This window comes from Natrinema hispanicum, from assembly GCF_900111485.1.
In the GTDB taxonomy this organism is placed as follows: domain Archaea; phylum Halobacteriota; class Halobacteria; order Halobacteriales; family Natrialbaceae; genus Natrinema; species Natrinema hispanicum_A.
Map to the genome: position 1 here is coordinate 161,579 of NZ_FOIC01000007.1, position 17,618 is coordinate 179,196.

Annotated in this window: 24 protein-coding genes and 1 tRNA gene; 14 read left to right on the forward strand and 11 right to left on the reverse strand. The window is 59.2% G+C overall.

The genetic code is table 11. The annotated features are described in order from the left end of the window. Positions 1 to 77 precede the first annotated feature (77 nt). Positions 78 to 545 carry a phosphopantetheine adenylyltransferase gene (locus tag BSG09_RS09250; RefSeq protein ID WP_092932374.1) on the forward strand — a complete coding sequence of 156 codons (468 nt, stop codon included), beginning with the start codon at positions 78 to 80 and terminating at the stop codon, positions 543 to 545. Between the two features lie 98 nt (positions 546 to 643). On the opposite strand, the gene BSG09_RS09255 is transcribed toward BSG09_RS09250, so the two are convergent. Next, on the reverse strand, positions 644 to 952 hold the full coding sequence (locus BSG09_RS09255; RefSeq protein WP_008013895.1) for a transcription initiation factor IIB family protein: 309 nt from the start codon (positions 950 to 952) through the stop codon (positions 644 to 646). 215 nt (positions 953 to 1,167) lie between these two features. On the opposite strand from BSG09_RS09255, the gene BSG09_RS20785 reads away from it, so the two are divergent. The 4 genes from BSG09_RS20785 to BSG09_RS09270 all read left to right on the forward strand — a co-directional run bounded on the left by BSG09_RS20785 (position 1,168) and on the right by BSG09_RS09270 (position 3,276). Then, positions 1,168 to 1,341, forward strand: a complete 174-nt coding sequence (locus BSG09_RS20785; protein WP_175542182.1) for a hypothetical protein — start codon at positions 1,168 to 1,170, stop codon at positions 1,339 to 1,341. A 46-nt stretch (positions 1,342 to 1,387) separates the two neighbouring features. After that, positions 1,388 to 1,472: transfer RNA gene (locus BSG09_RS09260), tRNA-Leu, on the forward strand. Positions 1,473 to 1,694: 222 nt separating this feature from the next. Further along, positions 1,695 to 2,507, forward strand: a complete 813-nt coding sequence (gene dacZ / locus BSG09_RS09265) for a diadenylate cyclase DacZ (RefSeq protein ID WP_092932376.1) — start codon at positions 1,695 to 1,697, stop codon at positions 2,505 to 2,507. A 1-nt stretch (position 2,508) separates the two neighbouring features. Then, positions 2,509 to 3,276, forward strand: a complete 768-nt coding sequence (locus BSG09_RS09270; protein ID WP_092932378.1) for a mechanosensitive ion channel family protein — start codon at positions 2,509 to 2,511, stop codon at positions 3,274 to 3,276. A gap of 9 nt (positions 3,277 to 3,285) precedes the next feature. On the opposite strand, the gene BSG09_RS09275 is transcribed toward BSG09_RS09270, so the two are convergent. Then, the gene (locus BSG09_RS09275; protein ID WP_092932381.1) at positions 3,286 to 4,107 is read right to left on the reverse strand and encodes a nucleoside phosphorylase; all 822 of its coding nucleotides are present in this window, start codon (positions 4,105 to 4,107) and stop codon (positions 3,286 to 3,288) included. A gap of 59 nt (positions 4,108 to 4,166) precedes the next feature. On the opposite strand from BSG09_RS09275, the gene BSG09_RS09280 reads away from it, so the two are divergent. Then, on the forward strand, positions 4,167 to 4,598 hold the full coding sequence (locus BSG09_RS09280; RefSeq protein WP_092932383.1) for a DUF488 domain-containing protein: 432 nt from the start codon (positions 4,167 to 4,169) through the stop codon (positions 4,596 to 4,598). A gap of 22 nt (positions 4,599 to 4,620) precedes the next feature. Here BSG09_RS09280 and BSG09_RS09285 read toward each other — a convergent pair whose 3' ends face one another. The 4 genes from BSG09_RS09285 to BSG09_RS09300 all read right to left on the reverse strand — a co-directional run bounded on the left by BSG09_RS09285 (position 4,621) and on the right by BSG09_RS09300 (position 7,487). Further along, positions 4,621 to 4,818: a hypothetical protein gene (locus tag BSG09_RS09285; protein WP_092932443.1), complete on the reverse strand. Its 198-nt coding sequence runs from the start codon at positions 4,816 to 4,818 to the stop codon at positions 4,621 to 4,623. Positions 4,819 to 4,878: 60 nt separating this feature from the next. After that, positions 4,879 to 5,268 carry a cytidine deaminase gene (gene cdd / locus BSG09_RS09290; protein ID WP_092932385.1) on the reverse strand — a complete coding sequence of 130 codons (390 nt, stop codon included), beginning with the start codon at positions 5,266 to 5,268 and terminating at the stop codon, positions 4,879 to 4,881. 43 nt (positions 5,269 to 5,311) lie between these two features. Continuing rightward, positions 5,312 to 6,697, reverse strand: coding sequence for a phosphohexomutase domain-containing protein (locus BSG09_RS09295; protein ID WP_092932387.1), 1,386 nt, complete (start codon positions 6,695 to 6,697; stop codon positions 5,312 to 5,314). A gap of 151 nt (positions 6,698 to 6,848) precedes the next feature. Next, entirely contained in the window at positions 6,849 to 7,487 is a 639-nt protein-coding gene (locus BSG09_RS09300) for a MaoC family dehydratase (protein ID WP_092932389.1), read from the reverse strand. A gap of 266 nt (positions 7,488 to 7,753) precedes the next feature. Between BSG09_RS09300 and BSG09_RS09305 the strand changes: the two genes are divergently transcribed. The 5 genes from BSG09_RS09305 to BSG09_RS09325 all read left to right on the forward strand — a co-directional run bounded on the left by BSG09_RS09305 (position 7,754) and on the right by BSG09_RS09325 (position 11,734). Further along, positions 7,754 to 8,068 carry an AbrB/MazE/SpoVT family DNA-binding domain-containing protein gene (locus tag BSG09_RS09305; protein WP_092932391.1) on the forward strand — a complete coding sequence of 105 codons (315 nt, stop codon included), beginning with the start codon at positions 7,754 to 7,756 and terminating at the stop codon, positions 8,066 to 8,068. A 2-nt stretch (positions 8,069 to 8,070) separates the two neighbouring features. Then, entirely contained in the window at positions 8,071 to 8,556 is a 486-nt protein-coding gene (locus tag BSG09_RS09310; RefSeq protein ID WP_092932393.1) for a hypothetical protein, read from the forward strand. A 50-nt stretch (positions 8,557 to 8,606) separates the two neighbouring features. Continuing rightward, positions 8,607 to 9,155: a poly(R)-hydroxyalkanoic acid synthase subunit PhaE gene (locus BSG09_RS09315; protein WP_092932395.1), complete on the forward strand. Its 549-nt coding sequence runs from the start codon at positions 8,607 to 8,609 to the stop codon at positions 9,153 to 9,155. Further along, on the forward strand, positions 9,152 to 10,747 hold the full coding sequence (gene phaC / locus BSG09_RS09320; protein ID WP_092932397.1) for a class III poly(R)-hydroxyalkanoic acid synthase subunit PhaC: 1,596 nt from the start codon (positions 9,152 to 9,154) through the stop codon (positions 10,745 to 10,747). The genes BSG09_RS09315 and phaC overlap by 4 nt, the downstream gene beginning before the upstream one ends. 243 nt (positions 10,748 to 10,990) lie before the next feature. Further along, on the forward strand, positions 10,991 to 11,734 hold the full coding sequence (locus BSG09_RS09325; protein WP_092932400.1) for a beta-ketoacyl-ACP reductase: 744 nt from the start codon (positions 10,991 to 10,993) through the stop codon (positions 11,732 to 11,734). Positions 11,735 to 11,741: 7 nt separating this feature from the next. Here BSG09_RS09325 and BSG09_RS09330 read toward each other — a convergent pair whose 3' ends face one another. From BSG09_RS09330 to BSG09_RS09340, 3 genes are all read right to left on the reverse strand, one after another. Beyond that, on the reverse strand, positions 11,742 to 12,425 hold the full coding sequence (locus BSG09_RS09330; RefSeq protein WP_092932402.1) for a hypothetical protein: 684 nt from the start codon (positions 12,423 to 12,425) through the stop codon (positions 11,742 to 11,744). A gap of 2 nt (positions 12,426 to 12,427) precedes the next feature. After that, positions 12,428 to 13,282, reverse strand: a complete 855-nt coding sequence (locus BSG09_RS09335; RefSeq protein ID WP_092932405.1) for a DUF4330 domain-containing protein — start codon at positions 13,280 to 13,282, stop codon at positions 12,428 to 12,430. A gap of 326 nt (positions 13,283 to 13,608) precedes the next feature. Continuing rightward, positions 13,609 to 14,400 carry a hypothetical protein gene (locus BSG09_RS09340; RefSeq protein WP_092932407.1) on the reverse strand — a complete coding sequence of 264 codons (792 nt, stop codon included), beginning with the start codon at positions 14,398 to 14,400 and terminating at the stop codon, positions 13,609 to 13,611. A 324-nt stretch (positions 14,401 to 14,724) separates the two neighbouring features. On the opposite strand from BSG09_RS09340, the gene BSG09_RS09345 reads away from it, so the two are divergent. Next, on the forward strand, positions 14,725 to 15,279 hold the full coding sequence (locus BSG09_RS09345) for a type IV pilin domain-containing protein (RefSeq protein ID WP_092932409.1): 555 nt from the start codon (positions 14,725 to 14,727) through the stop codon (positions 15,277 to 15,279). A gap of 40 nt (positions 15,280 to 15,319) precedes the next feature. Here BSG09_RS09345 and BSG09_RS09350 read toward each other — a convergent pair whose 3' ends face one another. Further along, positions 15,320 to 16,309 (reverse strand): homing endonuclease associated repeat-containing protein, encoded by a 990-nt coding sequence (locus BSG09_RS09350; RefSeq protein ID WP_092932411.1) that lies wholly within the window; start codon positions 16,307 to 16,309, stop codon positions 15,320 to 15,322. 277 nt (positions 16,310 to 16,586) lie between these two features. On the opposite strand from BSG09_RS09350, the gene BSG09_RS09355 reads away from it, so the two are divergent. Both BSG09_RS09355 and BSG09_RS09360 read left to right on the forward strand, forming a co-directional pair. Further along, positions 16,587 to 16,805, forward strand: a complete 219-nt coding sequence (locus tag BSG09_RS09355) for a hypothetical protein (RefSeq protein ID WP_092932413.1) — start codon at positions 16,587 to 16,589, stop codon at positions 16,803 to 16,805. After that, positions 16,802 to 17,116, forward strand: a complete 315-nt coding sequence (locus BSG09_RS09360) for a hypothetical protein (protein ID WP_254799175.1) — start codon at positions 16,802 to 16,804, stop codon at positions 17,114 to 17,116. Before BSG09_RS09355 ends, BSG09_RS09360 begins: the two co-directional genes overlap by 4 nt. 165 nt (positions 17,117 to 17,281) lie before the next feature. On the opposite strand, the gene BSG09_RS09365 is transcribed toward BSG09_RS09360, so the two are convergent. Then, a partial coding sequence (locus BSG09_RS09365) for an IS66 family transposase (RefSeq protein WP_139246200.1) occupies positions 17,282 to 17,618 on the reverse strand: 337 nt, incomplete at its 5' end.

Consider the following 17,618-nt stretch of genomic DNA (forward strand, 5'->3'; position numbering starts at 1 on the left):
AACTGAGAGACGAGAGTGTGGGCGAGAAAACACAGCAATTCGACCGTTTTATACGGGCCGCGAGAGTGACGTGGGGTATGGACGTCGCGCTTGGTGGGACCTTCGACCCCGTTCATGACGGTCATCGGCGGCTGTTCGAACGGGCGTTCGAACTTGGAGACGTGACGGTCGGGTTGACCAGCGACGAACTCGCGCCGAAGACACGCAGCTCGGATCGGCAGGTACGGTCGTACGACGAGCGAACGGAGACGCTTGCGTCCGAACTCGAGTCGATCGCGGCCGAGTACGACCGCGAGTTCGAGATTCGCAAACTCGAGTCGCCGACGGGGATCGCGACGGAACCACAGTTTGACTACCTCGTTGTCTCTCCGGAAACCCGCGAGGGCGGCGCACGGATCAACGAGATTCGCCGCGAGCGCGGCCACGACCCGCTTGAGGTCGTTGTCGTCCCGCACGTCCTCGCCGAGGACGGCGATATCATCTCGAGTACACGGATCGTCAACGGCGAGATCGACGAGCATGGCGCTGTTCGTAACGACGATTGACGTGTCTCTCCGACGCAGGAATGGTCTCGTAGCAGACACTTACGGCACATCGTTGTCTCAGAGCGTTAGCCGTGGCAGTTGTACGGGGTCCTTACGGGCTACCAGCGCGGCGGCTCGAGTCCCGCCGACTCGAGCAGGTCCTTCCAGCGGGACTGAATCGATAGCCGGGAGACGTCCGCGGCGTCGGCGACTGCACTTTGTGTGCGACCGTCACCGGCGACAAGCGAGCCGGCGTACACGCTTGCGGCCAGCACCGCTTGCTTCGATCGATCGGAGTCGGGGACATCGGCGAGAAAGAGATCGGCCGCACACGACCGCGCCTCCGTCGACAGCTCCAGCCGGTCGGCGATCTCCGAGAGTTCCTCGAGCCACGGTTCGTACTCGATGCGGTCACGCGCGCTGTGCATACGTCGCCTATCGGGTCGGATAGGATAAACGTGTGGGCCCGTCCGATCCGTGTCCATCGCGCCCCAATTCGACACTACCGCCTGCAACAGTGCGCTACGAACAAATCGGTAGCACAGCCGTTCACCACTGATTGCACTAGGTGACGCCTACTAAACCGGTTGCCGACCGAATCAGGGCGCAACGCCAGCGGTCGGTGGCGATCCACAACGCCCCCATGAAAGAGCCAACATGTAAACTCGTCTGTACTGGCTGCGGTCTCGAGATGCCCTATCAGTCGCGGGCGCTCGCCGAAGAGGCCGCTGAGTTACATCAGTCGCGAGATCCCGAGCACGTGACGTACATCGTGCCACCGGACTGGTCGCCGGAGGAATCGGTGACTCGTTGCTAACGCGGACCGACAGGTACTTACTCGATTCGGCAAAAGGCGAAGACGAGCGCGGGTAGCCAAGCCAGGCCAACGGCGCAGCGCTTAGGACGCTGTCCCGTAGGGGTCCGCCGGTTCGAATCCGGTCCCGCGCATGTTTCTCCAAACAGTTTCTCGCGGAGAAGCATCGCCGGCTGGTTCGAACCCTGCAAGGAACGCACAGCGCTCGAGCCAGCGTCCAGCGGCTGATCGTCCGACAGGGAGTGTCGGCCACGGTTGGACAGCTGACTTGAATTCGACCGCCATGAGCGATAATCGAAAGACGTGCGTCAGACACCCCATAACGCTTATTCGCGCAGGAACGAGTTGTAGTATCAATGGCTGGGTTAGACGACGTGTTTGGGGATCTCTTTGCGAGTGTGGATGGCGTGGCCCTCTTTTCGCCCAGCGGCTCCTACTACGAACAGGTCACAGCCGTCGAGGACCTGAACGTGATCGTTGTCGGCACCGAAAACAGCGTCGGCGCGGAAACGTTCGTCGAGTTGCCGCTCGAGTTCGAGGACGTCACCGAGCGGATCCGGTTTGGTCTCGAGGGGGCGTTAGAACAGGACGTCATCGAGGATGGCGACGAACTCCTCTGTGCGACCAGCGCCTTCAGCGACGGGATCGATACGATCTCTCGCGTCCGGGCGGACGCAGAATCCCACACGGGGATCTACGATCTCTTCGCCAAATCCCGCGCCGAACCCGAAGTGGTCAAGGCGGTCCTCGAGTTGGCGATCGAACTGGGACAGAAGGGGCAGAAGGGGAAACCGGTGGGCGCATTGTTCGTCGTCGGCGACGCCGGGAAGGTGATGAACAAGTCCCGGCCCCTGTCGTACAACCCCTTCGAGAAGTCCCACGTCCACGTCGGCGATCCGATCGTCAACGTGATGTTAAAGGAGTTCTCGCGACTCGACGGCGCGTTCGTCATCTCGGATGCGGGCAAGATTGTCTCGGCGTATCGCTACTTAGAGCCCTCTGCGGAGGGTGTCGACATTCCAAAGGGACTGGGTGCACGTCACATGGCTGGCGGCGCGATCACGCGGGATACGAACGCGATCGCGATCGTGCTTTCGGAGAGCGACGGGCTCGTCCGAGCGTTCAAAGGCGGTGAACTCATCCTGGAGGTCGACCCGGAGGCGTACTGATATGGTTGCATGGCAGCCGTTGCTCAACGAGCCGGCGGTCATCGCGGCGGCAGTGCTTGCGCTCGGGCTCATCGTCGGGTACTTCGTCGGCCGACTCAACGAGGAGTTGCTCTCGGCGTCGGGTGTTCCGGACGCTGTCGAGGGGACGCCGTTCGAGCGGACCGCCCAGTCGCTTGGCACCTCGACGGTCGAGATTATCGCCCGACTGAGTTCGTGGTTTATCTACGGTATCGCAGTCCTTACGGCGATCCACATCGCGCAACTGCTCGATACGAACGCCTTCTGGCTTCGGGTGACGGAGTTTATCCCACAGCTGTTTATTGCGGTCCTCGTGCTCATCATCGGGTTCATCGTCGCGGACAAGTCCGAACTCGTCGTCAGCGAGTATCTGCGCGGTGTGAAGCTCCCTGAAGTATCGATCATCCCGAAGTTGGTCAAATACTCCGTGCTGTACGTCACCTTCATCATCGCACTGGGCCAAATCGGCGTCCACGTCCTCGCCTTGCTGATCCTGCTGACGGTCTATGCCGTCGGCGTCGTCATCGTCGGCACAGTCGCGTTCAAGGATTTCCTTGTCTCGAGCGCCGCCGGCATCTATCTGCTGCTCAACCAGCCCTACGGGATCGGTGATCAGGTCCGGATCGGTGATCAGCGAGGGATTGTCCAAGAGGTCGATCTGTTCGTCACCAAGATCGAAGACGACTCCGAGGAGTACATCGTTCCGAACCGCAAGGTCTTCGAAGACGGGATCGTCCGTATTCGGGAGTGACGATCGGAACTACTCAAGCGAGAGGCCAGCGTGCCAGCGGTCGACACCGGCCTCGCGTTTGACGGCATCCATTTTGGCCAGGAGATGGGTCGCGAGTGTCGCAGTCTCGGCGGCCCGCGATTCGCCTTCGGTTCTGAATTCGCCGGTTTCGCGGTTGGCGTAGACGGTACAGACCACCCCCGCACGGAGCCCGTACAGGTTTGCAAGCGTGAGGATCGCGCTCGCCTCCATCTCGATGTTTTTGACGTTCGCCGCTTTGAGATCGTCGACCAAGTCGTCAGCGCCGGCGGCTTCGAACCCGCCGAAGCCGGGTCGACCCTGGCCGGCGTAGAACGAATCTGCGCTCATCGTGACACCGGTGTGGTAGTCGTAGCCGAGTCGTTCAGCGGCGGCGACGAGTGCGGAAATGACCTCGTAATCTGCGGCGGCCGGATAGTCCTCGCGGACGTACTCGTCGCTGGTTCCCTCCTGACGGACCGCGCCGGTCGTGATCACCAGATCGCCGACGGCCATCTCCGGCTGGATCGCCCCACATGACCCAACGCGGATCATCGTCTTGACGCCGACGCGTGCCAGTTCTTCGACGGCAATCGCAGCCGACGGGCTACCAATCCCGGTCGAAGTGACTGAGATCGGCGTCCCCTCGTATGTGCCCGTTGCCGTCCGGTACTCGCGGTGATGGGCCCGATTCTCGTGGTCGTCCCAGAACGCGACGATTTTTTCGAGTCGTTCGGGATTGCCGGGCAACAGCACAGTGTCTGCCACGTCGTCGGGGCCGACCTCGAGATGGTACTGGACGTCGGCGTTCGGATCTTCGCTGTCGCGAGCCATTGAACAGCGACGGTTCGATCCGTCACGGTATATAACTGCAGGGAGAGTAGAGTCATGCTATGTCATGGGGAAAAGTCACAGACACATACGTCGCTGCCATCCAGCACGGCTTGGCCGATCTGTCGCCGGACGTAACTCGCGTCGGCGTCGTCCGGCAACCGACCGGGTGGTTTCACGCGGCTATTGACGAGAATCAGCCCGAACTCGGGCCACCGACCGACCTGCTTGAGGCGTTTCGTGACGCCGAAGCGGACATGAAGCTGCAGGGATTCTGCGAGGAAGGTGCACACAACGCCGCGTGGGAGCAGGTCGGATTCGGGAAGGCATACCGGGAGTATCTCGAGGACTCGAGTGACGCGCAAGCGGCGCTTTCAGAGCTCGAAGACAGGCTAGAATCGGGCGAATCGCTGGCGTTAGTCTGCTACGAAAACACTGAGAAAAAGCGGTGTCATCGGACGATTCTTCGAGAGCAACTCGAGGGGACATTGTGAGACTGCGAGTAACACTCAGTACTCAGATATCTTCGAGGGGCGTTAGTTCGCCAGAATCCTTCAGCTCGATCTCACGGGCTTTCTGCTGGAGTTCCTTGCGGTTGCGTTCCTGAGCCAGTTCTCGGAGCAATTCATCATAGGACTGGTTTGTTCCCTTGAGTTGATGGAGTTGTTCGTGCGTTTCTTCGGTTACCGGAATGCGTTTGTTAGCTTGAGTCATCTTGTCGGGATTCTGCATTTTATAGGGCATAAGTCCATCGTCTGTTCACAACATCGTTATTTACTCGAGGGTTTCCTGCGTGATCGTATTTGGCAACAGTTCGCCGAGCGTGTACTCGGTCACGTCGCCGTCGCCTTCGTCACAAACCACTACCAACTCGTCATCACAGAACTCGGTGAGTGTCTGGCGACACATGCCACAAGGAGTGACGCCGTCGCGGCGATCCGAACTCACCGCGAGTCGTGCAAAGTCGCGGTGGCCCTTCTTGACAGCCTCGGCGATTGCGACCTCCTCGGCGTGAAGGCTGTTGCTGAAGTTGGCGTTCTCGAGGTTACAACCGACGAAAACCTCGCCATTAGCCGTCTCGAGGGCGGCACCGACTCGATACTCGGAGTAAGGGACGTGCGCGCGGTCTTGGACATCGCGAGCGGCCTCGATCAGGTCGTCCATAGACGAGGGGTTCGACCAGTGGCCACCAAAGGATATCGACTCCCTACTGATTTTGCTCGATCGCCGCCTCGGTAACTGATCGTGCGTCGGCGACTAGGTCGTCAACGGACTCGCTTTCCGCATACAGGCGGATGTACGGCTCCGTTCCACTGGGTCGGACGAGCAACCACGAGGCGTCGTCGAACTCGAGGCGGATGCCGTACTCCGTGTCGACCGCCGCGTCCGGGAACGCGTCGGGAAGGTCAGTCTCGAGAGTGTCCATCGCGTCGGCTTTGGCCCCGTCCGGACAGTCGATGCTGACCTTTCGGTAGGGACGTTCGGTGACAGGTTCGCGAAGCGTCGCCGTGTCGCCTGCGTCGGCGACGAGCGCGGCGACCACGGCAGCGCTTGCGACACCGTCGATCCAGCCGCCGAACGCGGTGTGGATGTGTTTCCAGGGCTCGGCAGCGAAGACGATCTCGGTGTCTGCTGTCCCCTGGTCGCGCTCTCTGGCGATACCCTCGTGGAGAACCCCTAACTGGACGCGTTCGACGCGGCCGCCAGCCACTCGGACCCGCTCGTCGATGCGTGCCGAGGCGTTCGGTGTCGTGACGACAACGGGATCGTCGGCGTCGCTGTCAGCCGTGTAGTGGGCTGCAACCACCGCAAGAATCGTATCCTCGTGGATCACCTCCCCGTCGGGACCGAGGACGACGAGGCGGTCGGCATCACCGTCGTGGGCGACCCCGAGGTCGAAGGTCCCATCCGCAAGGAACTCGCTGAACTCCGTCAGCGTCTCCGGCGTCGGTTTGCTTTCGCGACCTGGGAAGTGGCCGTCGACGGACGCGTTAATCGAGACGACCGTCGCACCGAGCCGTTCGAGGACTTGCGGCGTCGCGAGCGCGCCGACACCGTTCCCGCAGTCGACGGCGATCCGCAGGCCGGAGAGCGGTCGGTCTGCATTCGTCCCATCGGTGCCGCCGAACCGGTTGCGGACGTAGTCGACGACGGCGTCGCGATACCGCTCGAGTACGGAGAGCTGTTCCGAATCGCCCCATTGCTCCCAGCGGGCGAGTCGAGAGTCGTCGCTCGTGATGCGGTCGTCGATTACCTGTTCTGCGTCACTGTCGTACTCGACGCCGTCGATGAAGAGTTTGATGCCGTTGTCAGCGGGCGGGTTGTGACTGGCGGTGAGCATCACGCCGCGTCGGCCACGCGAGGCAAAGGCGAGCGCGGGTGTCGGCACCTGTCCGACGCGGCGAACGTCGGCTCCGGCACTCTCGAGGCCAGCTTCCATCGCCGCCGCAAGCGCCGGTCCCGTCTCTCGCCCGTCGCGACCGACGACGAACGTTTCACCGGGTTCACCGGCAGCCTGCCCGACGGTAAGCGCGAGCGAGGGTGAGACGTCCTCGACCGGGCCGCGAATCCCTGCAGTTCCGAAAAGGGTCATATGGCTAGGTTCCGCGAGGAGCTACTTAATCTCGAAGACTCGAGCAGCGTTATGACAGTCCCTGCATCATTGAACGCGGCTGGCATGAGCCGACAAAAGCGGCTGTGGTGCGCAGCGAGCGATCTCGTCAGTCGACCGAGGGAGAGAGGTCTTATTCAGCTGGCAGATCGTCGATCAGGACGACGGCCTCGCCGTTAATTACGGTCGTGTCGTCGTCTTCGTCTCGGACGAGCGTCTCGAGTCGGTACTGGTCGTTCCCGAGGCTCTCGACGACTTCGACGCGCGCGGAGACGCTGTCGCCGATGCCGACGGGGCCGCTGAACTCGAGGTCCTGTGAGAGGTAAATCGTGAGTCCGGGAAGCCGCGCGAGGGCGGCGCTGATGAGCCCGGAGACGAGCGTCCCATGGACGATGCGTTCGCCAAACCGGGTTTCGGATGCGAACTCTTCGTCGAGATGGAGCCGGTTCGTGTCGCCGCTGACGGCGGCGAACGCCCGGATATCCTCGTCGGAGAGCGTCTTCTCGAAGGTGACGGTGTCACCGACGCTGATGTAGTCCGGATCGTCAACGGTGCGGTCGAACTGCCAGTCCAAATCGGAGTACTCGATCGACGGGATCGACGGGGCGATTCGGTTAACTTCTGCGCCGTTGCTCTCTTCGGTCGAGGGCAACATTGCAGAGACAGCAGCACGATTCGCCGCGGTCGCCGTTCGAAGAAATCCTCGCGTCATCGCCGACCACGCATCGGTCATGCTCGCGAGATTATCTTCGCCCGCGTTCTGGTGGGACATCTACAAACGGCTAAGTGTGGCGGCTATATGACTTCTTTGGCTGTCACAATACTGATTTGATGGCGGAGAATCACAGTAATCGTCACTTAGAGATTCTCTAACTGTAAATCTCTACTTACAGCGTCGGCTGTCGAACCCCCTGAACAGCTGCAAGTCCTGTCTTTTGCAGGTGCATAACACCATCTTCCCTCCATATCTACCATCTCTTGCCATCAAAAGACATCTAGTGGAAAGGCTTATTATGTATCCGATCCAACCAACAGGTGATGACGGACGACTCCGACCGATCGCTCTGGTTCCCACCTGCGATGTTCACCGAGCAAATGCAGGAAGCAGGCGAGCAGGTCGCTGAATCCCAGCAGGAGATGATGAAACAGTTGCTGCAGGCTACGTCGGCGAACCCGCTCGATAACACATCGGCGTTCGGACCGATGAACATGGGCACGGCGACGTTCAAAGCCCGCGTCCAGAGCGGCGGCCGGATCAGCATTCCCGGACCCGAACGGGAAGCCCTCGACATCGAAGAGGGAGATATCGTCCAGACCATCGTCGTCCCAGTCAAACGCAACCGAGAGGATTAATCATGACTCAGAACCCATTCACCGCAGTTTTCGACGCCCAGCGCACCGCACTCGAACAGAGCCAGTCGTTCACCCACGATGCCCTCGACGCACAGCAGACATCGATCAGTGTCATGGCTGACGCCATCGAAACGTCGAGCTCGATGGTCGAGTCCAACGCCGAGATGACCAAGGGTGCGATCCACGCCTACTTCGACGCCGTCGAGATGTCGATGCCCGAGGACGCCGCCGACTTCGACGAACTCCGCGAGCTCGTCGACGAAAGCGTTGACTCGGCCACCGAGGCCCAGTCGCAGTCGATCGACGCAATGATCGACGCACTCGAGGAGTCGGAAGTTGCCTACGAAGAGTTCGCCAAGAGCTACTCCGAGGTCGTCGACACGTCGTTCGACGCAGCCCTCGAGGCCCACGAGCAGATGGAAGAGAACATGAGCGCCGTCGCAGAGAACGTCGAAGCGGCCACCGAAGAGTTCGACGCCTCGGCGTAGACCGTCGGCCGGGCCTAGTCTTTTGATAGTCGACTCCCAATTTTATCCCAATGACAGATTCACAGCCCCAGACACAGAACTGGAACGCGTTCGTCGAACAGTGGAACGAACAGTTCCTCGAGGCACTCGAGGACAACATGGAAGCGCAGGCGCAATTCGTCGAGAGCTGGTCGGAGACCGTCGGTGAGGTCAGCGACGACGCCGAACTGTCCGACGGCGTCGAGGGCTATGCCCGCGCCTACGAGACATGGATGAACGCCTCCCAGCAGATGGTCGAGCGCATGAACGACCAGCTCGAAGGCGAAGACGTCGATGTCGAGGAGTTCCGCGACATCTGGCTCAACACGGCCAACGAGGCGTTCAAAGACGTCATGTCGACGACCGCCTTCGCGAAGATGACCGGCGAGACCGTCGGTGACGTCCTCGAACTCCAGCAGCAGGCCGACGAGGCCTCCCAAGAGACGCTCCGATCGCTTGGCTTTGCGACCGAGGACGACGTCGTCGAAATCGGCGACCGCCTCGTCGAACTCGAGCGTCGTCAACACGCCGTCGAGGAGAAACTCGACCGCGTCCTCGAGCACCTCGAAGACGAGCAATGAAGAACCCGTACGCAACCGCGCTGGAAATGCAGCGACAGGCCTGGGAGGCGACTGCCGGCCTAGCCGAGAAGAGCCAGGTCGCCCCCGAGCGCACCGAGACCCTCGAGAACGTCGAGGTCGGCCAGACGCCAAGCGAAGTCGTCTACGAGGAGAATAAACTCCGGCTTCTCCACTACGAGTCGAAGACTGAGGAGCAATACGACATTCCAATCCTCATCGTCTACGCGCTGATCAACAAGCCGTACATCCTCGATTTGCAGCCCGACCGCTCTGTGGTCCAGACGCTGCTCGAAGAGGGCTTCGACGTCTACCTGATCGACTGGGGCGAGCCATCCAAGCTGGACCGACAGCTCTCGCTCGACGATTACGTCAACCGCTACATCGACAACTGTACTGACGTCGTCCGCGAACGCTCCGGTGAGGACGCGATCAACATCCTCGGCTACTGTATGGGCGGGACGATGTCGGCGATGTACGCCGCGTTACACCCTGAGAAGGTCAAGAACCTCTCTCTGATGGCCGCCGGTCTTTGCTTTGCGGGCGACGGTGGCGTCCTCGAGCTGTGGGGCTCCGAAGAGTACTACGATCCCGAGACGGTTACCGAGACCTTCGACAACGTCCCGGCAGAGTTCTTGGACATCGGCTTTGCGCTGATGGACCCTGTCGCGAACAACGTGACGAAATACGTCCGGTTCTACGACAACGTCGAGGACGAGGACTTCGTCGAAAACTTCGCTCGGATGGAACGCTGGCTCGACGAAGGAATCGACGTCGCCGGCGTCGCCTACGAGGAGTTCATCAACGACATCTATCAGGAGAACAAGTTGTATAAGAACGAACTCGAGTTGGGCGGCGAGCACGTCGACATCACCAACATCGACATGCCCGTCCTCCAGATCGTTGCCGAGTACGACCACCTCATCCCGCCAGGAGCCTCGAAGCCATTCAACGAGATTATCTCCTCGGAAGACACCGAGACCCTCGAGTTCGCGACGGGTCACATCGGCATGTCCGTCTCCTCGCGGAGTCACGAGGAACTCTGGCCGCAGGTCTGTGACTGGTTCGAAGCGCGCTCGAACGGTACGGAAGAAAGCGCTGAGCCAGCGACACCTGGAACTGAGGATACGGACGTCGCCGGTGGCGAGGCGGGAACAGCGGATCTTACCAACGGTGGCTCACCCGTCGAGACGGACTCCGATACCAGTGCTCAGACCGATCTCGACTCCGTGACAAGCCCTGATACGGAAACGGATCTTGACGCCGAGACGAGTGACCTCCACGGCGAAGACCGTTCGGACGAGGAAATCATCGAGCGTGGCGAAGACGAGGTTGAAGAAGAACCCACAGAGCCCGGCGAGATGAACGTTGACGAGGACGTCGTCGAGGAAGTCACGGACGAGGAAATAGAATCCGAGACCGACGATCTCACGGAGCTGACCGGTGTCGGTCAGGCATACGCCGAAGATCTCTCTGATGCCGGTATCGACACGTTCGACCAACTTGCGGAGGCAGATACCGCCGACCTCGCCGCCGAGACGGGTATCTCTCCAAGTCGGATCGAAGACTGGATCCAACAGGCACAGGAGCAGTAAGTAGCTACTTGGAGATCGCGGTCACCATCGCAGGAGCCGTCGTCGCTTGACGGCTCGAGTGCGTTCCGTTTCGTATGTGATACCGATTCGGCCGGACCAGCGACGGCAATCGCTCTGGTCTGTTACCTGAATCTGTGATATCCGTGGGATGTGTCCACCGTCTCCTCGTGGGGTTGTTATCACCCCCAATTCACTGACAACTATCACATCATTATTTATCATTGGGGATTGAATTGACGAACTATGTCCATGGATGGTCGTACCTGTGTGATCACAGGCTCAGCGCGGGGTATCGGTCGCGGTATCGCAAAATATCTCGGTGAAGAGGGGGCGAACGTCGTTATCAACTACCGATCATCGGAAGAAGACGCGTACGAGGCCGTCGACGCCATCGAATCAGCGGGCGGTTCGGCTGTTGCAGCCCAGGCCGATGTTTCCGACCGCGCGGCCGTCGAGCACATGCGCGAAGTCTGCCATGAGGCCTTCGGCCAGTGTGATGTGCTGGTGAACAACGCCGGCATCACTGCTGACAAGCAGTTCACCGAGATGTCCCGTGAGGAGTGGGACCGTGTAATGGACGTCAACCTCGGTGGAATGTTCAACTGTACTCAGGTGTTCTACGACGATATCTGGAACGCCGAGGAAGGCCGGCTGATCAACATCTCGAGCGTCGTGGGCAAACAGGGCAACTTCGGGCAGGCCAACTACGCCGCTGCGAAAAGTGGGATGTTCGGGTTCACCCGGACGATTGCCCTCGAGTTTGCCCAAGGTGGCTCGACTGCTAATTGTGTTGCGCCTGGTTTTACCGCCACCGACATGGTCACGAGTGTCCCGGACCACGTGCTCGATCGGATCATCGCGGAGATTCCGCTCGAGCGGCTTGCTGAGGTTGAGGACATTGCTGCTGTCGTGCGGTTCCTGGCGAGTGAAGACTCGTCGTACGTGACTGGAGAAGTGATCGACGTCAACGGCGGGATGGATCTGTAGAAGGGGTCTATCGACGGCGGCTCTGTTCTCCTGCGGTCTCAATTCCTTCGGCCATTGTCTTGGCCGATTCCGTTTCCTCGAGTGGGTCCGTTTGGTTTTCCGCCGTCGCTTCGTTTGTTGGTTTCTGGTCTGTCGGTGGTTGGTTGGTTTCGGGTGGTTCTGGGGGTTCGAGTGCTGCTATGAGGAGTTTGGCTGGTCGGCTCTCGAGAAGATCTGCGAGCGAGTGTGTCGATCGAAGCGCGGCGGCCGAGAGGGCTATTGTGATAAGATGGACAGCGAACAGCGTTGTCGAGATCGAACCGGCCAGTGTGAGGGTGAGCAAGGAGAGCGGGACGCAAGCGAGCCCGACGATTCCTAGTAGGCGAATGGGCTGTGCTTGTATTGCCGTGGTGATTCTGGAGATGGTGTACTCGGCCTGCGAATTTGTATATCCCGTCTCGAGTTCGTCTATGACCGCGTCGAGCAACCGGATGAACGATCCGACGGTGTAGGTCTCTCGAAGATCGATCACGATGATGTCCGGATCGGGCTCGGCCGTGAGCCATCGGTAGCAGAACGACGAGCGAACGTAGCTGGTGATCGTGTCGCTGAGTTCGCGAAGTCGGCTCTCCTCGAGCGCAGCCTCGATCTGGTTCGGAAGAGAGGAGAGGAATCGGACGGTAGTTGATCGCTCGAGTGCGGTGTCCAGCATGGCTAGTCGGTCTCGTCGATCAGTTCTGATGGCCCGCGATGGGTCAGTTCACCGCTGAAGTCATAACTCTCGGTTCGAAGGTTGATCTGGGTGCCAATACTGAGCGAACGACCTCCGAATGTCTTCGTCCCAGCGCGATCGAATGTTACGAGATCGGCCTCGAGGTCGACGGCCACCTTCGAGGTGTTTTCCAGTTCGGTCGTCTCAACATCGGTCACGGTCGCGATTGTCTGTCCATCGAACTGATATTCGTCGCCAATCTCGATTGCGTTGGCCGTCGTCGCCGAGACGTTCGATTCGAGCTGAACGCTCGTTCGTTCTGTGTTGAGGGTTGTGCCATCGTCTTGGAGTTGCTGGACGGTCCCCTTGAGCACGTAGTCGGCTGTATCGATTGTTATCTGGCTGCCGAGCCGGATCGAACGGTTATCGAACTGGAACGCCGTTTCTGGTTCGTCGGCCGGCGGATACGCGCCCTCGAGTTTGGCACGGACAATCACGTGTCCGTCGCCTCCGTTTGTCGGGGACACGTACACGTCTGTGATCGTCAGGTTGTGTTCGTCCGTGGCGACGGCTGCTTGATCTCCCTTGTCGACGGCTTCAGCGACGTAGTCAGGTTGGGTTCCCAGGTTGATCGTGGCATACTGCGTCGCCAGTTGGCTCGCGTTTACGGATTGGTTGGTCGGCGTTGCATTGGACTCGTTGCCTGCCGTTTCGGGCTCTGCAGCCCCGTTTCCGTCGCCAAGGACGCCGACAACGGCGACACCCGCGACCAAGACGGCGATGACGAGACAGACTGCAAGTGCGTCGATGACATTGACGACGCCGAAGAGGTTCCCCTCGTCGTCTATCAGCGGCATAAATTCCTCCCAATGTTCATGTGGGAGAGAGTTAGTTCCGGACCTATAGATATTGTTATGTCGATGCTTTCCTGGACTCTGATCGCCAACTGGCCTCACTCTGTTTGAACCGTATCTCGGTCGATTGAGAGTACAATCGCCGTGATCAAGACGGCGACTGCGAAAACTGCTGGATCGGATAAGACGTACAGGCCCAGCAGGATAGCGAGCCCAGGTAACCGGAGAAGTCTTCGAGCCATGAACCCGCCCCCTCAAGTGCAGCCGCTCACAGCCACCATAGCAGTCAGAAAACAGATCAATAACGGAGCGTATCCCACCGATTGCTCTTAGCGCACCGTCCCCAGCGCCCGTGTTGCATCCGCCGAGACCACGATATCTCGCTCGCTAAACCGGACCCCACCGCCGGCCACGTCGTCGATCAACGCGGCCAGTGACTCGAGATAGTCTCGATTGCGGTCCTCGCGTACTGTGAGCGTTGCCTTCCCGTCGTGTTCGATGGCCCGGTTCTCGAGATAGCTGTAGACGAACGTCTCACGGACGTCGTCGGGTGCGCCCTCGAGATAGTCAGGCAGCGACAGGCGTGTGTCCGTCTTCGGTCCGACGGGAGCGCCCAGGACCGCAAGGACACGCCCGAGCACACTGGCGTCCTCGGTTGGGCGGGCTTCGTCAGCGCGGCCCTCGCGACCGTCGACCACCTGGTAGTCAACGCCGGCCAGCTCGATCGCGTCGATGACGTGACTCTCCTCTCCACGATGATTGAGCGCGAAACTCGGTTGGTAGTTCGTCGCGGTGATTGAGCCGCCCGAAAAGACGTTTGCGACGAGCGTGTTCAGTGCGGTAAACTCGGGGTTGTCGTAGTCGGCCTCGAGCCACCCATACTCGCGGGCCGTCTCGAGGCCTCGCACACAATCAGGTTCCCCACCGCGGTCGATCCATGTGCGAATCCGCGGTCGTGGCGTGTCGGTCGCGGTAGCGACCGCATGTGAACTCTTGTTTAGATGTTGACTTGCATAGCGCATGACTGCGCGATACTCTTGGACAGTCTCGTATGGATCGGCGTAGGCACCGCCGTCATAGGTGCGCGCGAGTTCGCGGTCGTCGATAATCGGCCCCCGGATGACATTGGCGTGTGCTGTATCCGATATGGAGAATTTGAATCGATTTCCTGAACGGACCAGAAATCGCCCGACGGCATCGGGTCAAGGTATTGCTGTAACCCTTCCGTCAGACGCTGATTATCAAACGTGAAACCGTTAACTTCCACGCGAGTAAGACTATCAGATAAATATATATGGCCGGCCTCGAGTCTCATGGTTAGCATCGGTTACGGCAGTTCGAGAAAGCGGGGACGGCGGGTGGCACCTCAATCCCCTGTCCGCAGTGCTCAGTATGTCGTGAGCGCTGATAAGTTTTCTCACACGCCAGCCCGGTGCGTGAGAACAATGTTAGATGGGAAACAGATTCGAGCAAAATTGATCGGATCAGATGACGAACGCGCTGTATCGCCTGTTATAGGAGTGATACTGATGGTTGCCGTGACTGTTATATTGGCAGCAGTAATTGCTGCCTTCGTAATGGATATGGGCAGTGGGTTGGGAGAATCTGCCCCTAGCGTGGGCACAGAAGCGACTTCAAACTCAGGGTGGGCTGATACCGGGGACGATGTTGTGTTCCGAATCGCCCACCAATCCGGGGACTCGGTTGAAATGGATAACATGAGAGTTGTTATCCGCGACAGTGATAGTGCTAGCGTTGCAACATTAGATTCGGATGGTTGGAGCGGACAAGGCAGTAATAGCGAAGTTAGCTTAGTGATAGATGGGGTTAGCAGTAACCAAGGTGCTGAAACCTTCAGTGGAGGTTCGACAATCGAAATAGAAGCATCTGGTACAAATGATATCAGCGAAAATACGGAATACACTATTCAGTTAATCCATACTCCATCGGACTCCACCTTCGTAGAGCACACTGTCGAATCCGGCTCATATACTGCATAAGGTGCAATAGCTGGATTCCCAGCAAAAATAGATTCGTATCTTATCTTCGCGGATCGGCTTTCAGCCGATCCCATTTTGCATGACACGACTTGCATAGCGTTACCAGATTCTCGAGTGCATCCGGCGAGCCGTCGTCGGTCGCAACATGATGGACGTGTAGGCACTCGCTATATTTCTCGCGGTGGTCGTTGTTAGTCATATCGCAGGCAACACACTGGTAATCGTCGCGTTTCCGAACACACTCAGCGCGGCATCTCCAATCAGTAGGATAATCGTCAGGCCACTCGCGCGACGATTTATCGAGATCGAAGCCAGCCTTCTCGAGCGCGCTGCGTAGACTCTTAAAATGGCGGTAGTACGCCATATGAGAGTGTTTTCCGTAGTCGCGGATTTCTGGTTGTGTCGGCGCACGACCAAACATCTCACCAAGTCGCTCGAGATCAGCGAGCAACTCGTCACGATCGACACGCCGACCGTAGGACTGTTGGGTGCCAGACAGACCGGCCTGTTCGCGAGCCTCGAGCCACGAGCCGAAGCGCTCGTGATACATCGAGCCGCTGTAGCCCGTGACCTCTTTGGCTTCGACAAACAGTGGCTCACGCCCCAACTTGTCGGCGGCGTCCCGAAGTGCCTGTAGTAGCTCCGCGTCGGTGATATCCTCGCGGTGGTTCGGCTCGAGGTCGGCCTGTTCAACGGCGTCGTTCCACCCATCGAACTTATTGTAGTACGGTTGTGTCGAGTAGCGACCGTGCTCGTTCATGTCGGCTTTCGTCGGCGTGCCACCAACGTCGTCGGCCAACTCGCGAATCGCATCAAGCAACTCGTCTCGCGACAGTCCCTGTTGGCGCGGTTCGCGCTCGAGATCGGCTTCAGCGAGTGCATCGTCGAAGCTGTCGAACTCGTTGTAATAGGGCTGGTAGGAGAACTTCGCGTGCTCGTTGATATCAGAAGTCGTTGGCGTCTTGCCAAGATCGGCAGCCAGTCGCTCGAGTTCGGCGACCAAATCCTTGCGGGTAATCTTAGCAGACATTAACGCCACCTCCGGCGGTCGGTGAGTGACGGTCAACGATACGAGTCTCTGTCGTGCCGGTGGACTTATCACCGGCTGCTCGATAGACTTGCATGGGTTCTAGGCCACATCGTAGAACCCGGCCCGCCCAGTGTAACGGGTGGGCATTTCCTACATGGAATCCCTAGTAGGGCCGCGTTCTACACCTAATTCGTAGTACTCTGACTTACTTGATACTACCGGCTCGCGTGATAGTCGGCGGTAGATACTAATACGAGCCAAAATACAGCTACTCTTAATGAGTAGCCCACCCACGAAACCAGTGCAATACGAGAGTGCCGATATGCTCGCTGCGATTCGAGACTATGGCAACGCTGCTGGGACTGCTGACGTAGCCGACGCCGTCGGGTGTTCACACGATACCGCCTACAAGCGGCTTCGGTCGCTCGAGGGTGATGGGCGCGTTACGTCGCGGAAAATCGGGCAGGCGCGCGTGTGGTCTGTCACCGACGAATGAGTGTCGAACGACGTGTGGTCGATGGTGTTTCGGTGCGACCCTCACTCGAGCACTCGCTGTGGCTCGCTGCGATTGCCCTGTTCGGCATCGGCGATCTCGCCACAACGATCTATTTCATTGTCGCACACGGCGCGGCCGAAACGCATCCGATCGGCGCAGTGGCGATCGACCAATTCGCGTTATGGGTGCTCGTGTCTTGGAAAGTAGCCTCATTCGTCGCATTCTATGCGTTCTCCCGTGCGGTGCCACGAGAGTACGCCGTCGGCGCGCCGATCGGGCTTACGTTGTTCGGTGCGTTCACGAGTACGTGAACACGCTGATTTCGACGGTCGAGATTCCGATCGGCTAAGTTTTACCACTCTGTCGTCGCGTGACTCCAGCACGTCCTCGAGTGACCATTTTGAATCACAATTACAATCCAGTTACACTAATGTAGTTGGATAGCGTGACCAGGATTCACCGGTCAGTGATACCTCTCATCCTGAACTGAGTTCTTTCCCACCGAGGATGGACTGGAGCTGTTCGGGCGGATCTAGTCCTCGCCGTTTCCACGTGGCTAACATGGTTGTGATCGTCTCGTGAATCTGGACCCCTTCGGCTGAGCGGAGGGTCCGGAACATCTTCCGCAGCACAACTTGCTCGCGCAGAGCGCGCTCTGCGCGATTATTCGTCGACTCGACGTCTGGCTCTGTAACGAACGTCAGCCAGTGCCCTAACCCGTTCCTGATCTTCTCGATCAGCTTCTTGACCTCCTGTGCCTCGTAGTCTTCTCTGATCAGCCCTTCCAGATGTAACGACGCCTCCGCCCGCTTT